Source organism: Moraxella tarda (assembly GCF_035181405.1).
In the GTDB taxonomy this organism is placed as follows: Bacteria; Pseudomonadota; Gammaproteobacteria; order Pseudomonadales; family Moraxellaceae; genus Moraxella.
Map to the genome: position 1 here is coordinate 25,469 of NZ_JAYGGV010000007.1, position 15,007 is coordinate 40,475.

Annotated in this window: 14 protein-coding genes; 9 read left to right on the forward strand and 5 right to left on the reverse strand. The window is 40.1% G+C overall.

Annotation, left to right across the window (positions count from 1 at the left end; translation table 11 throughout):
- Window positions 1-257: 257 nt before the first annotated feature.
- Together U9670_RS07965 and U9670_RS07970 are read right to left on the reverse strand one after the other, a co-directional pair.
- Window positions 258-1,247 carry a malate dehydrogenase gene (locus U9670_RS07965; RefSeq protein ID WP_323842349.1) on the reverse strand — a complete coding sequence of 330 codons (990 nt, stop codon included), beginning with the start codon at window positions 1,245-1,247 and terminating at the stop codon, window positions 258-260.
- A gap of 207 nt (window positions 1,248-1,454) precedes the next feature.
- Window positions 1,455-3,476, reverse strand: a complete 2,022-nt coding sequence (locus U9670_RS07970; protein WP_323842348.1) for a lytic transglycosylase domain-containing protein — start codon at window positions 3,474-3,476, stop codon at window positions 1,455-1,457.
- A 305-nt stretch (window positions 3,477-3,781) separates the two neighbouring features.
- On the opposite strand from U9670_RS07970, the gene miaB reads away from it, so the two are divergent.
- From miaB to U9670_RS07990, 4 genes are all read left to right on the forward strand, one after another.
- Window positions 3,782-5,254, forward strand: a complete 1,473-nt coding sequence (gene miaB, locus U9670_RS07975; protein WP_416381520.1) for a tRNA (N6-isopentenyl adenosine(37)-C2)-methylthiotransferase MiaB — start codon at window positions 3,782-3,784, stop codon at window positions 5,252-5,254.
- Window positions 5,255-5,589: 335 nt separating this feature from the next.
- Window positions 5,590-5,838, forward strand: a complete 249-nt coding sequence (locus tag U9670_RS07980) for a DUF2789 family protein (RefSeq protein WP_323842347.1) — start codon at window positions 5,590-5,592, stop codon at window positions 5,836-5,838.
- 236 nt (window positions 5,839-6,074) lie between these two features.
- Window positions 6,075-7,421, forward strand: coding sequence for an FAD-dependent oxidoreductase (locus U9670_RS07985; protein WP_323842346.1), 1,347 nt, complete (start codon window positions 6,075-6,077; stop codon window positions 7,419-7,421).
- A gap of 40 nt (window positions 7,422-7,461) precedes the next feature.
- Window positions 7,462-7,839: a rhodanese-like domain-containing protein gene (locus tag U9670_RS07990; RefSeq protein ID WP_323842345.1), complete on the forward strand. Its 378-nt coding sequence runs from the start codon at window positions 7,462-7,464 to the stop codon at window positions 7,837-7,839.
- Between the two features lie 374 nt (window positions 7,840-8,213).
- Here U9670_RS07990 and U9670_RS07995 read toward each other — a convergent pair whose 3' ends face one another.
- Entirely contained in the window at window positions 8,214-8,588 is a 375-nt protein-coding gene (locus U9670_RS07995) for a helix-turn-helix domain-containing protein (protein ID WP_323842344.1), read from the reverse strand.
- 172 nt (window positions 8,589-8,760) lie between these two features.
- Here U9670_RS07995 and U9670_RS08000 point away from each other — a divergent pair, with 172 nt between their 5' ends.
- Together U9670_RS08000 and U9670_RS08005 are read left to right on the forward strand one after the other, a co-directional pair.
- Window positions 8,761-8,910 (forward strand): hypothetical protein, encoded by a 150-nt coding sequence (locus U9670_RS08000; RefSeq protein WP_323842343.1) that lies wholly within the window; start codon window positions 8,761-8,763, stop codon window positions 8,908-8,910.
- Between the two features lie 18 nt (window positions 8,911-8,928).
- The gene (locus U9670_RS08005) at window positions 8,929-9,372 is read left to right on the forward strand and encodes a hypothetical protein (RefSeq protein ID WP_323842342.1); all 444 of its coding nucleotides are present in this window, start codon (window positions 8,929-8,931) and stop codon (window positions 9,370-9,372) included.
- A gap of 161 nt (window positions 9,373-9,533) precedes the next feature.
- Here U9670_RS08005 and U9670_RS08010 read toward each other — a convergent pair whose 3' ends face one another.
- Both U9670_RS08010 and U9670_RS08015 read right to left on the reverse strand, forming a co-directional pair.
- Complete coding sequence (locus U9670_RS08010; protein WP_323842341.1) at window positions 9,534-10,316, reverse strand: TatD family hydrolase; 783 nt, start codon at window positions 10,314-10,316, stop codon at window positions 9,534-9,536.
- A 28-nt stretch (window positions 10,317-10,344) separates the two neighbouring features.
- Entirely contained in the window at window positions 10,345-11,997 is a 1,653-nt protein-coding gene (locus U9670_RS08015; RefSeq protein WP_323842340.1) for a mechanosensitive ion channel family protein, read from the reverse strand.
- A 375-nt stretch (window positions 11,998-12,372) separates the two neighbouring features.
- On the opposite strand from U9670_RS08015, the gene ahcY reads away from it, so the two are divergent.
- From ahcY to U9670_RS08030, 3 genes are all read left to right on the forward strand, one after another.
- A complete protein-coding gene (gene ahcY / locus U9670_RS08020; protein WP_323842339.1) occupies window positions 12,373-13,746 on the forward strand; it encodes an adenosylhomocysteinase in 1,374 nt (457 codons plus the stop codon).
- 80 nt (window positions 13,747-13,826) lie between these two features.
- Entirely contained in the window at window positions 13,827-14,204 is a 378-nt protein-coding gene (locus U9670_RS08025) for a DUF1294 domain-containing protein (RefSeq protein WP_323842338.1), read from the forward strand.
- Window positions 14,201-14,938, forward strand: coding sequence for a 16S rRNA (uracil(1498)-N(3))-methyltransferase (locus U9670_RS08030; protein ID WP_323842337.1), 738 nt, complete (start codon window positions 14,201-14,203; stop codon window positions 14,936-14,938). Before U9670_RS08025 ends, U9670_RS08030 begins: the two co-directional genes overlap by 4 nt.
- Window positions 14,939-15,007 lie beyond the last annotated feature (69 nt).

Consider the following 15,007-nt stretch of genomic DNA (forward strand, 5'->3'; position numbering starts at 1 on the left):
TCATACCGAAAATTACATCAAAATACCATCATTTATCTTACAATTTATCCATTTATCATCACAAGATAAAAATTAACTTTAAAAAAACTTTGCTTGTGCAAATATTTAAGCTCGATTAAATCATTTAAAATAAAAAATAACCAAAAGATCAAGTTAATAGCCAACAAAAAAACACCCTAAAAGTTGAAGTTTTTAACTTTTAGGGTGCGATTTAAACAGCTCTCAAACAACGCTTAGGTTGTTTTTATCAGCATGGATCAGTTGAACAAATGATCAATCGCCGCACGCTCTTCTTCAAGTTCATTTAAGGTAATATCGATGTATTTTTGACTAAACTCATCAATTTCAAGACCTTTAACAATTTGATATTCACCGTTCTCGGTAGTTACAGGAAAACCAAACATGACGCCTTCTGGAATGCCATACGAACCGTCAGATGGAATGCCCATGGTTACCCACTCGCCATTACTGCCAAGTGCCCAATCACGCATATGATCAATTGCAGCGTTTGCCGCAGAAGCTGCAGAAGATAAACCACGAGCCTCAATGATGGCTGCACCACGCTTGCCCACAGTTGGCAGGAAAGTATTGGCATTCCATTCTTGGTCATCAATCATGTCCTTAACAGACTCACCATTGATGGTGGCAAAGCGATAGTCGGCATACATGGTTGGGCTGTGATTACCCCAAACAGTAAGATTTTTGATGTCTTTAACAGCTTTGCCAGTTTTCTTGGCCACCTGGGTTAAAGCACGGTTGTGATCTAGGCGTAGCATGGCAGTGAAGTTCTTCGCTGGCAAGTCTGGTGCTGACTTCATGGCGATGTAGGCATTGGTATTGGCAGGGTTGCCCACAACCAATACTTTGACATCACGGCTGGCCACATCATTTAGTGCTTTACCTTGAACCGTAAAAATCTTAGCATTTTCTTGAAGCAAATCAGCACGCTCCATGCCAGGTCCACGAGGACGAGCACCAACCAACAATGCATAATCTGCATCTTTAAATGCCACATTCGGATCATCAGTACCAATCACATCATGAAGCAGTGGGAAGGCACAGTCATCAAGCTCCATGATAACGCCCTGTAGTGCTTGCTGAGCTTTTTCATTAGGGATTTCAAGAAGTTGCAAAATCACAGGTTGATCTTTACCAAGCATTTCGCCAGATGCAATGCGAAACAGCAGGCTATATCCGATTTGACCAGCAGCACCAGTAACGGCAACACGAACAGGTTGTTTGCTCATAATATTGTCCTTGTTAAGTAAATTCGGTTCATTTCAATAATTTTAAACTAATTTTGCGATTTTAACATCGTCTTCAAAATCACAAAATCAACTTAGTGTAGCATTTTTCACCATAGACCGTAAAGCCAAAAGTATGTTATTTTTTAAGCCAGTTGTAGATATCTGTAAAATTGATATAAAATCATCATATCAACCACCTTTATATTATCAGTTGCGTGGCTGCACCACTCCCATTCGCTGGCTGATTGGCATCGAATTACCCAAAATCAAACCATAAATGGTCGCATTCTCCATCACATGCTTGACATAATCACGAGTCTCAAAATACGGAATGGCCTCAACATACTGGTCAGCACTAATGACATCATGTGTTGGTAACCATTTGCGAGCCGCCCCGAGTCCTGCATTATAGCCTGCGGTAGCCACAGCAATTTGACCACCTGATTGATTTGCTAAGTTGTTCAGATACCATGTGCCATAACGGATATTGGTCTTAGGGTCGTTCATATTACCAGCACGCTCTGCCATACTTCTTGCAATCTGCTTGGCTGTATTTGGCATGATTTGCATCAAACCACCTGCCCCCACACCCGAGCGTGCACTCGGCTGAAAACGACTTTCTTGACGCATGATGCCATATGCCCACGCAGGGTCAATGCCCACAGCCTGAGCATATGTCAATACGCTGTTATGGTATGGCAGTGGGTGCGACAATGAGGCAATGCGTAAATTGGGCATATTATCAATGGCATAAATACTGCGATGATACATGCCTAAGTCGTGTGCATATTTGGCAGCAGCAACCACCAAAGCATCATCATTGGCATCACGGGCTTTTTTTACCGCCCAATTCCACTCACGGCTGGCATACTCTGACTTAACATCATTATTCATCATTAAAAATGCACGAGCAAAATATGGATTTTGCATGACTTGTTGAATATCTTGATTGCTGATGTTCGGCAAGGCAGTAGCGCCAATTTCAGACAAGGTCAATCTTTGCCCAAGGCGGTCTTTGGCAAGCAGTCCATAATAATCCACACCTTCAGCAAGTACTTGATAAATACGATACGCTTCACTTTTTTTGCCTGTTTGTTCATAACTACGAGCCAACCAATATTGCCAAATACGCTCACCTTGATTCACCGCAGTCATTGATGAAATGGCAGAGATGACATCGTGCCATTGACCAAAATAAATCGCTGCTTGTGCATAATCTTCAGCTTCTTCAAAGTTAAATGGCTCACCGATGGATTTTCTAAACCAAGATACCGCCTCCATACCAAAGCCATCATCGGTATTCATATTCATGCGTTTGACAGCAATGCTGCGATACGCATAGCGACGCGTCATGTCAGACAACAGTTTTTGTGAGCGGTTATTATCTTGGTTGATGTCAAATTCAAGCTGTATCATGGCTTCATGATACGAACGATGTGCCAGCTGACTGATGGCATAGACATACAGATATTGATTAAGATCGCTATAATCACTCGTTGCAAATTGAGCAAAAAAGCCATTGGGGTGATCAGCAATGCTACGCAAAGTATCATAAGAGATGGGCAAACCCAAATGATTGGATAGGTTTAAAATATCCCCCATCTTATCTAGCGGTGCTTGACGGCTTGACAACTGGCGACGGTCAATACGCATCATACGAATCAGCCGTTCATGCTGATCGGTGCGTGTAATGCGTGGGTTTACTGCCATTTCTGTGGCGAGTTTATCACATAAAGATTGCTTGATTTGGGTATTTAGCCAAACATTGTGCTTTTGTTCTATGGTGCGGTAAGATTCACCGCTTTGATTAAAACCCAGTGCAATGGCACATGCCTCAGACTCATCAGCATTTTCTATTGAATGTGCCACTGCACGCACGGCAGCATAATCACTTTGACGAGCTTTGATTTCAGCATAGTCGGCAGCCAGTTTTTCACTCATTACTTGGCTTGGATATTTAGAAACAAAATCATTGACCACCTGTGGGTCTTGCGACGACAGATTGTAATTGAGTCGCCAATATTCAGGATAAACAGCAAATAGCGTGCCTTGCATATTCTGTTCGTACTGATACATGGCAGCTGGATTGGATTTTTGGCGTTCAGCACTCATCCATTGATGAATACTGTCGTCATCATTAATGTCGCTTTGTGCACAAGCCATTTGCGACAGCGCCGCAGCACACAATACAGGCAAGCCGAAATATCGAGAATATTTTACAAACTTCATAAGACCCTTCTTGCTAACTTTTAGCAATGTATTTAACAATATATTTGAAATACTTGAACAAAAAAAATGCAACATAGGATAACAAATTCATCTAACACTCATATATTCCCCTGTATAAAAGTTGTAACTTGAAAAATTCATTAACGCTGATGACAACAACACGCTCATGATGATAATAAATAAATGACCAACAAAGGCTGATCAGACCACCTTAATCAACTGAAAGTTTTCAATCATCATTCAAACCATGCTATAATGCAAAAATTTAACACATTCATTTTATCGGCAATCCCTTGGAGAAAACCATGACCGTTGCTACCTTTGATCCAAAAGCACACAAAAAAATTACCGCAATCCAAAACCAATCCCCCAACAACCCATCAATGCTGACAAACACCAATAATTCTGCATCTGCAAATAAGCAAAAAAAAGTTTACATCACAACCCAAGGTTGTCAAATGAACGAATATGACTCCAAAAAAATGGGTGATGTGCTGGGTGATTCGCATGGCATGGTAATAACGACAGACATTAACGAAGCAGATGTACTTATCATGAACACCTGCTCGATTCGTGAAAAAGCCCAAGAAAAAGTGTTTTCGGAGCTGGGTCGCTGGCGTAAATTAAAACTCAAAAACCCAAATTTAATCATCGGTGTGGGTGGCTGCGTGGCCTCCCAAGAAGGCAATAATATCCAAAAACGCGCACCATTTGTGGATATGATATTTGGACCCCAAACTCTGCACCGCCTACCCGAACTGTACAATAAATCCATTAAGCAAGCAGAAGAGTTGCCACGCAATCGCATTGGTGTGGTTGATGTCTCTTTTCCAAGCATTGAAAAGTTTGACTTTTTGCCAGAGCCACGAGTGGAAGGCTACAAAGCCTTTGTTTCCATCATGGAAGGCTGTTCAAAATACTGCTCATTTTGTGTTGTGCCGTACACCAGAGGAGAAGAGCTGTCTCGCCCACTTGATGATGTGCTTGCTGAGATTGACAGTCTTGCTGAGCAAGGTGTCAGGGAAATTAATCTTTTGGGGCAAAATGTGAACGGCTATCGTGGCCAGAAAGATGATGGCACGATTTGCCGATTTAGCGAGCTACTACACTATGTGTCGCATATTGATGGCGTTGAACGCATTCGCTACACAACCAGCCACCCACTTGAATTTACCGATGACATCATAGATGCCTATAAAAGCCTGCCAAAGCTGGTTTCACATCTGCATTTGCCTGTACAAAGTGGCTCAAACAATATCCTAAAAGCAATGAAACGCAATCACACCATTGATGTTTATATCAATCAAATCAATAAATTAAAAAATATTCGCCCCGATTTGCATCTGTCTAGTGATTTTATCATTGGTTTTCCTGGTGAGACGGACGAAGATTTTAATGAAACTTTGCAACTTGCCAAAGAGTTAGATTTTGACCACTCATACAGCTTTATTTATTCAAAACGACCAGGCACTCCAGCCTCTGACCTGCCTGACGATGTCAGTCTTGATACCAAAAAAGCACGCTTGGCTGAATTTCAAGAAGTCATAAAAACCTCCACCTTTGCCAAGACTCGTGCGATGGTTGGTCAAACAGTACGGGTACTGGTAGAAGAACACGCCAACCGCCGAGAGGGTTACCTGCACGGCACGGCAGACAATACTCGTTCGGTCATTTTTAAAGGTGGTGATGAGTTATTGGGTAAATTTGTTAGCGTTCATGTCAATCAAGCCATCAGCATGCACTTGGTTGAAGGGGAACTGGTTGAAATTTTAGATTGATATTGATGATGGATTTGATGATAATACACTGGCACTGGCATGAAAGCTGGTTTTTAGCAATTCACCAAATCATTAATTTGCCAACAAGAATCTAAAACACTGACACATTAGCCTGTAATGCTTTTTCTACAAAATACCTACATTTGAGCAAGATTTGCATCTTGTTCATTTTTTAAGCTGTGCTACAATCATAATATCACCATCAGCACTTGTCAGTTACGCTGATTTTACTTTTTTATCTTTATGTTTTATTCTTTGAAACAAACATCAAAGAATAAAACATAAAAGTGCTAAACCACCATCAAATCAACCACAATCAATTTAAGGATAGTATCATGCTAGGCGATATTGACTACGACATCAATCAACTTTTTGCTCAATTAGGTCTTGAAAGCACGGATGAGGCAGTTGAAACATTCATCAAAGCACATCAACTTCCCCAAGAAACTAAGCTGACAGATGCACCATTTTGGAACGAACAACAACGCAACTTTTTAAAAGAAGAATATAAACTAGACGCTGTATGGTCATTAACCATTGATGAATTAAATACTCGCCTGCACGAAGAGGCTATGTCAGAGTAAAGGTTGGTTTTTATTTTTATCAATCCTTGTTTTTGCAGGGATTTATATTAATTTTTATTAAAAATACCACTTTTTAAAAATGCCAAGGCGGACAATATCATCAAAGTTGTCTGCTATCAACATCAACATTTATTGTAGAAAGCAAAATTGAATATGGCAAAAGCCAAAACACATTGGTCAATGCCAAAAAAAATTCATCAAAAACTGTCAATCGATGAGATTAAATAAGGAAAGTCATGGATATAGTCAGCAACACACATCACACCCAACACCTCATCATTGGTTTTGGTAAAGCAGGCAAGACTCTTGCTTACACGCTTGGCAAGTTGGGAAAATCGGTGATTCTGGTGGAACAATCATCTCAAATGTATGGTGGCACCTGCATTAACATCGGTTGCATTCCTTCAAAAAAATTAAGCTTTTTATCAGATAAACCAAACAAAGGTTCTCTTAAGACCGCCGTTGATAAAAAAGATGAGCTAGTCGACCAACTAAACCGTGCCAATTTTGATAAATTGGATAATTTAGATGGCGTACAGGTCATCACAGGTCAAGCAAGTTTTTTGGATAAATACACAATAGCAGTTGCAACAAAAAACGAGACCCTTATTTTGACTGCTGATAATATTTATATCAATACAGGTGCACATCACTGGCAGCCACCAATTGTAGGATTGTCTGAAAGTCAATTTGTTCACGATAGCACAAGTTTGATGGCATTAAAAAACCACCCTGATGAACTGATCATCATTGGTGGTGGCTATATCGGCTTGGAATTTGCTTTTACTTTTGCAGGGTTTGGCAGTCGTGTTACAATTTTAGAATCTAACAATGCTTTTTTGCCTAAAGAAGATGACGACATTCGTCGTAGCCTACTTGACATCATGCACAGCAAACACATTGAGGTCAAAACTGGCATTCAGATAGAAAGCGTCAGCGATGATGATAACCAAGCAATCATCACAACCAGTCAAGGCGTATTGACCGCCAATGCAGTACTGGTTGCCACAGGTCGCCGAGCAAACACACATGGATTGGGCTTGGATAATGCAGGCATAAACCTGACCGATAAAGGATTTATTGCTGTCAACGAACACTTACAAACCAGCCAACCTCACATCTACGCAATGGGCGATGTTGCAGGCTCTCCACAGTTTACTTATATCTCGCTTGATGACTATCGTGTGGTAAAAAGCCATCTGCTGGGTGATGGTTCATACACCACCAAAGGTCGCACTTTTCCTTATGCTGTATTCACCCACCCACCTTTGGCAGCGGTTGGATTGACCGAAAAAACCGCCAAAGAGCAAGGTCTGACAATCAAAACTGCCAAGCTGTATGCCAATAGCATTCCTAAAGCCAAAATTAATGAGCAAACGGACGGTATTTTAAAAGCCGTAGTTAATGTTGAAAATGATGAAATATTAGGCGTGCAACTTTTGTGTGAAAACAGCCATGAGATGATTAACTTCATGGATTTAGCAATTCGACAGGGCATGACTGCAAGCGACATTGCCAACCATATTTTTACCCACCCCACAATGTCTGAAGCATTAAATGACCTATTTGGGTCAATTGAATGATGACCTGATATTTATAGATGATTTTTACAGAGAGACCAATATGAAAAAGCCCCTTATTTTACTCATGCTATCAAGCCTTGCTCTAACAGTAAGCACCACCACGCAGGCAGCAGAACAAACAACCCAAGACACCAAAACACACCAATCACACGCCAAAAGAGCATCAGGTGTGTGGATTGATGTACGCACCCCAGAAGAATACCAACAAGGTCATTTATCTAACACTTATAATGTCATACCCCAAGACATCGCCATGAAAATTGCCAGCATTGAACCTAATAAGCACGCACCCATCAATCTGTACTGTCGCAGTGGTCGGCGTGCCGAGGTTGCTCGCAAAACCTTGATGGATTTAGGCTACACCAATGTAACTAACCATGGTGGCTACCAAGAGCTTTACAGCAAAGGTTTGCGTTAATGGTGCCTATCTAGTTACTTTACCAAACAAAAAGCCTGATAAATATCAGGCTTTTTGTTTGGTTTTTTAGGGGCTGTAGTAGATAAGCCCTAAATCCCACACCATTTTCTCAATATTTTAAGCTGATTAGATGGTGTGGGGTTTGAAGTTAATCTGGTTCAGTCCCCAATATTTAGTATTGTTAATTTAAAATACGCATTTTAAAATTGCAAACTTAGCAAATAGTAGGTTTAAGGAGCTTTCCATTATCTTTTAGCACTTAAAATAACACTTTAATTTCCTCTCAATCTTGCTGTAAAATGTCCAATGAGATCATGATAGCCCCCTATGCTAAAAGTTAGAACTTTACTGGTTAGTGGATTTTTTCATTAACATCATTCTATCAAAGATAATTTTGCCAAAAGTTGTTCTAACAGTTCAATCTGTTTGTCTTTTTGGGCAAGCAACTCTTGTTGATGGTCAATAATCAGTTGTAATTTTTCTATTTCTTGGGAAGTGTGATAATTGGTTTGAAAGTTAATATTATTGTCGCCTAATGCTAAATTAAAATCTCTATCTTTTTTTAACAGTTTTTCTATATCAATATTAAAGGTGTTGGCAATATTTTGTAAATGCTCCACGGTAATTCGGCTTTCGCCACGCTCTAATTTGGCATAGCCATTTTTGGACATGTGCAATTTTTCTGCCATTTTTTCTTGGGTAAGGTTTTCATCTTTACGCAAATTAGCAAGGTTTTTCGCAATGTCCATAATATGCCTTTTTTGTAGGTTTTTTGTCTAAAAAATGGGTTGAAAAACCAAGTTTTGTTGGTTTATTAAGAGTGATAACATTGTTATTATAAGCAAGAATTTAATAAAAAACAAATTTTGTTTCATCTAAATTCTTCAAACCAATTTTAATCTCAATCAAAAGGATAAATTTATGGCAAGTTATACAGTTAAATATCAAAGAACTGGTTCAAATTCCGTCTCAAGTTTAACAGTAACAGCAAGCAGTGCAAGTCAAGCAAAAGAACAAATCAAGTCAAGATATAATGGTGCTGTAAAAATTATATCTTGTGTTGAACGTTAGTATTTTTAGGAGAAAACCATGTTTAGCTGGAATGACATTAAAAAAACATATCAAGATGAAGTTCAAGATGCGTATTATGGTGATAATGCTGGTAAAGCTTTTGGCTTAGCTAAGGTCTTGGGAATGTCTGCTGTTGCAGGAGTAACTGCAGTTGTAAAAAATGCCCCTAAAATTGCGGAACAAGTTTCAAAAACTCATGAAAGACAATTAAGAACGATATTAAAAAAATATGATAAAAAATTAAGAGATAATAGCTTAAGTGATGAAGAGCGTGAGCAATTGGAATTTGCTAAAATGGATGCTCATAACAAGTTAGATAAGTTATTAGGAAGAACATTAGAAACTTATGATAGAAGATTAAGAAATGATAGATTGAGTGATGAAGAACGCGAGCAATTGGAATATGAGAAAAGGGACATTAATAGGAGATTAAATGGGTTAAGAAATTATGGAAAGGTGTAATTCTGAAAAACAGTTAGCCCCAGAAGTAATTTAACAGCACCATTCATTCAAAATATAAATTTCAATAGCCCATTTACATTTGCAGTGTTATTTGCCATTGTTAGACCCTGCTTTAACAATGGCAAATGGGTAAAATCAACCGATAAAGACTCAGAAATAATTTAACGATATTGATTCAACAACTCATCAAAATTTTGACTGGTAATTTGTCCAATTTCTTCGCTTGTTTTACCATAAATCTTAGCAAGAGCATCTGCGACATACGGCACATAAGTTGGTTCATTATCCTTTCCACGCTTTGGCACAGGGGCAAGATAGGGGCTGTCTGTTTCAATTAAAATGCGATCAAGAGGTAATTTGGCAGCGACATCTCGCAACGCTTGGGATTTATTAAAACTTATAATCCCAGAAAATGAGACATACATGCCCAAATCAAGCACACGCTTGGCAAAAGCATAATCTTCTGTAAAGCAATGAATGATGCCATGCTCGCACCTTTCTGCTGTCAGCACATCTAGCGTGTCATGATAAGCAGCTCGGGTATGCACAATGATGGGTTTTTTGGTGGTTTTGCTGGCATGAATGTGTGTGGCAAAACTGTGTTTTTGAGCTTGCTTTTTAGTTGTATCCCAATAATAATCTAGCCCCGTCTCTCCAAAAGCCCAGACTTTATCATGATTAAAAGAAATTAACTGCTCGCTTGTAACACCAGATAAATCATGGGCATCTTGACAAGGATGTAAGCCCACGCTCATGCCAATGCACAGCTCATCATCTGACCTATCAACCCACGCTTTGATGTCATTAAATTCATCAAAATGGCACATAATCGCCATCGCACGGCTGACCTTAGCCGATTTCATGGCATTTAAAAGGCACTGCGGATCATGCTCGTGGTTGTCTAATTTTAAATAGGTTAAATGGCAGTGGCTGTCTGTAAACATGATATCACTAACTCTTTAAATCATTGCATTATAACGCATTTTCATCTATTTTTATAGGTTCATCTTTTGTTTTGTCTTGCGGTTTGTCTTTTTGTAAATACATCATTTGGCTAGGCAATGCGTGAGTGATGGCATAATTTTTAACCTGATTTAAAATATCCAAAATCAGCTGGCTTTGTTTATCATAAAACTCAATCACATCTTTGGCATCAACATAACAGCGTATCTGTACCACAAAGCAGTCTTGTCGCAATTCAATAATATGCACCTGCGTCCACTCGGTATTAACATACTCATGGCCATCAATGAATGATGGCAGTTCATGAATCATTTTACCAAGCTCATCAACATCAGTATCTCGAGTGATGTACAGATGGTGCAAAAAATGAAACATATCTCGTGTGGCATAATTTTCAATCTGCATTGATGAAAAATCACCATTTGGCACAGTTACCACCGTTCTATTTAATGTCCTAATTCGACTAGAACGAATGCCAATATCTATCACCGTGCCTTCTAAATTGCCAAAGCGACAATAATCGCCCACCCGCACAGGTCGGTCAGCAACCACAACAACCGAGCCAATCAGGTTTTCTATGGTCTTTTGGGCACCAAAAGCAAGTGCCAAACCACCCACCCCTAAAGCTGCAATACCTGTCGTCAAATCAAAACCAAAACTGCCCAAAATAATGATGATTGCCAAAATAAGCATTAATGCTTTGGCAACTTTTCTTATCAGGCTTAAAATCGATACCTGCTCAGGGCTGTTACGCTTTAAGCTTATCGCTTCGGCACGGTTAAACAAAGCATCAATCAACCGCAGTACAAGCCACGCCGATGCACCCCAAGCAATGATGTCCTTAAACCGCCCAAAAGAAGAACGCAAAGTTACAGGTACGCCTGCCTTTAGCATGATCTCAGGCAAGAACATCGCCACGATGATGAGTGATAAGGGCATGATGACAGTTGGTGTTACTCGATAGGCTTTGCCTGTTGTGCTTTGATACAATAGCTTGGTTACCCAATAAAACAACCATACCAACACATAAACACATAGGTATGCTCCCAACACCAAAATAACAAGTGCGACAACATCACCAACATTTGCTCCAAACGCATGGTATTTGGACAGCTTATCTAGTCTCATTTTTTGAGCCAGCGTAGGTGCAGACTTGGTAATTTGTGGAAGTACAGACAGCGTCTCTGCAGAAAATTGCCAATACACCGTACCGTCATCACTTTCATGACGCACCATTAAAATGTCAATCGGTTCATCATTATCCAAATAAATTTCGCCGACTTTATCAATATTACTTGGCAAATTATCCGATAAATTTCCTACAGTTTCGCCACTGATTTGCAAATCAGCATCAAGTCGCCCACCAGCATCTAACGCTCGTTTAAAATGCTCAACAACATCAACATCAGTGGCTTTCGTCTTTGATAAATAATGCCCATCAAGATAATTTAATGCCAAAACTGCATCGTCATCACGAATGGCATTCATAAAGCCCTGCACCGCACCCCTTGGTGTATCACGCCCAAAAGTATCTTTGGCCTGTGATGTGCTTTGTGCAGTGGCGGAATTTAACACACTGGCGGCAGGGTTGGCATGGCTCATCTGGTTTGACAAAATTCCCCAAATTACCATCAATAAAAGCATTACTACTTTAAGACGCATTCATTTCCACCGTTTTTTTAAACCTAGTATTAAATTAGGGCGTGATGCCACAAACAACAAATTGCCATGCTATCAACTTTTAACAGCAAACACAAGCCAAAATCTTTAAGCGACCAATGCTATATTAATGACAATAAAAAGTATTTTTGGTGTTTTATCATCATGCCAAACACCTTAAAAAAACACCCACCAACCAATGAGAGATTTTGATTTCTAAAATACCCAAGATTTGCTATAATGTTAGGTCATGCCAAGAGATGTTGCAGTAAATTTTTCTTAAAAAAATTTATGAGGCTTGGCTTTCTTTGTCCGTTTTGTAGCAAAGAAAAAATTAACGACATCTGCCAATCCGTTTTTTATCAATTCTTATAAGGAGTGGACGCAGTGTCTACATTCATAGATTACAAAGTTGCCGACATCAGCCTTGCCGAATTTGGTCGCAAAGAGATCAAACTTGCCGAAACTGAAATGCCTGCTTTGATGGGGCTTCGCAAGCGTTATCAAGCCGATGCACCATTAAAAGGGGCAAAAATTGTTGGCTGTATTCACATGACCATTCAGACAGCCGTATTAATAGAAACATTGGTTGCGCTTGGGGCAGAGGTTCGCTGGACATCGTGCAACATTTTCTCCACCCAAGACCATGCAGCAGCAGCGATTGCAGCAGCTGGTATCCCTGTTTTTGCATGGAAAGGGGAAACTGAGGCAGAATATGAATGGTGCCTAGAACAGCAAATTCACAAAGACGGCCAGTTATGGGACGCTAATTTAATTCTTGATGATGGTGGTGATTTGACCGCCTTAATTCACAATAAATACCCACAAATGCTAGCAGGCATTCATGGCATCTCTGAAGAAACCACAACGGGCGTACATCGCTTGATTGAAATGCTAAGCAAAGGTACGCTAAAAGTCCCTGCCATCAATGTCAATGATGCGGTTACCAAGTCCAAAAATGACAACAAATACGGCTGCCGCCATTCTTTAAATGACGCCATCAAGCGTGGCACGGATATGCTATTGTCTGGTCGCCGTGCATTTGTCATTGGCTATGGCGATGTGGGTAAAGGCTCAGCCCAAAGCCTACGCCAAGAAGGTATGATTGTGCGAGTGAGCGAGATTGACCCAATCTGTGCCATGCAAGCGTGCATGGACGGCTATGAGCTGGTATCACCTTATGTAGAAGGCGATAGTACAAAAGGCGTGAACAAGGCACTATTACAAGATACCGATCTTGTGGTTACCACAACAGGCAACTATCATGTGTGCGACAGCGAAATGTTAAAAGCATTAAAGTCTACCGCCGTCGTCTGTAATATTGGGCATTTTGACACCGAAATTGATACCGATTTTATGCGTCAAAATTGGCAATGGGTAGAGGTCAAACCACAGGTACACCAAGTTTATCGTTCAGATAATGATGGTGATTATCTGATTGTCCTATCAGAGGGACGCCTTGTCAATTTGGGTAATGCCACAGGGCATCCATCTCGTATTATGGATGGTTCATTTGCCAATCAGGTACTGGCTCAGATTCATTTATACCAAGAAAAATTTGCCGACTTGCCAGATGACAAAAAAGCAGACAATTTATATGTCAAAGTACTGCCCAAAAAGCTGGACGAAGAAGTCGCAGCGGCGATGGTTGCAGGCTTTAATGGTGTGATTACCAAACTAACACCAGAACAAGCAGACTATTTGGGCGTAAGCGTAAATGGTCCGTTTAAATCTGATGAATACAAATATTAATCACAACCAAAAAAAAAAGAAAATGACGACAAAAACTGTTGTCATTTTCTTATCTTTATAAAAAAACTTAAGTTTGATTAATGACACAGCCAAAATCACAAAAATCACGCTCACGATGGGCGTGCTATTTTGCATCTGTTTATACACTGATTATTATTGGGCTATTTTTTATAAAAATCCTACCAATATCAGTGCCCATCATCTATTTGCTGAGCAGTCTAGCAAGCTATATACTGTACGCTCTTGACAAAAAAGCCGCCAAGTATGATGAACAACGCACACCTGAACGAAGTTTGCATATGTGGGCATTATTCGGCGGCTGGATTGGTGGTGCTTTTGCTCAGCACTGTCTGCGACACAAGACACAAAAAACCGAATTTCAGCTTATCTTTTGGCTAAGTATCATTGCCAACATTGCTTTTATGGGTTATTTATTTCTGATTGAGCCTTATTTATGAGCCGTTTTTTTATCACAAATACACCAAGCATTGGTGAAGATTTTACCCTACCTGACGATGTAACACACCATTGGGGTAAGGTACTTCGTGCCAAAAAGGGTGATATCGCCACGCTGTTCAACGGTCAAGGTGGAGAATATACCGCCACGCTCACTCACATTGACAAAAAATCTGCCATTGTTCATATTGATGCGTATGTCCCCATCAATCGCACACCGCCATTTAGCGTTCATTTGGGTTTGGTCATGAGTCGTGGAGAACGCATGGACTACGCCATACAAAAGGCGTGTGAAATGGGCGTATCTGACATTCAGTTGCTCACCAGTGAACGCTGTCAGGAACATTTAAAATACGAGCGAGACAAGAAAAAAATCAATCATTGGCAGGCTGTGGCAGTATCTGCCTGCGAACAATGCGGTCTCAACCTAATCCCAAAAATCTTACCGCCCATTTCTCTCACTAATTTTGTCAAATCCTGCCAAGATGAGCTAAAATTAGTCCTAGCAATCAGTGATGGGCAAGTGAATTTTAGTCGTCATAAAGATAAGCTACCACAAAACATCGCTTTACTTGTTGGTGGCGAAGGTGGATTAACTCCTGCCGAGATTAAGCTTGCTACAGAACATAATTTTTATACATGGACGATTGGCGAGCGAATACTACGCACCGAGACCGCCCCTGTCGTGGCATTGGCTGCGTTGCATACCATTTGGGAGATGACCCAAATTCAATAATATAATCATATACCAGACACAAAAGCTTCTAACATCAAACCAAAATGATGATTTAACCAAATCATCATT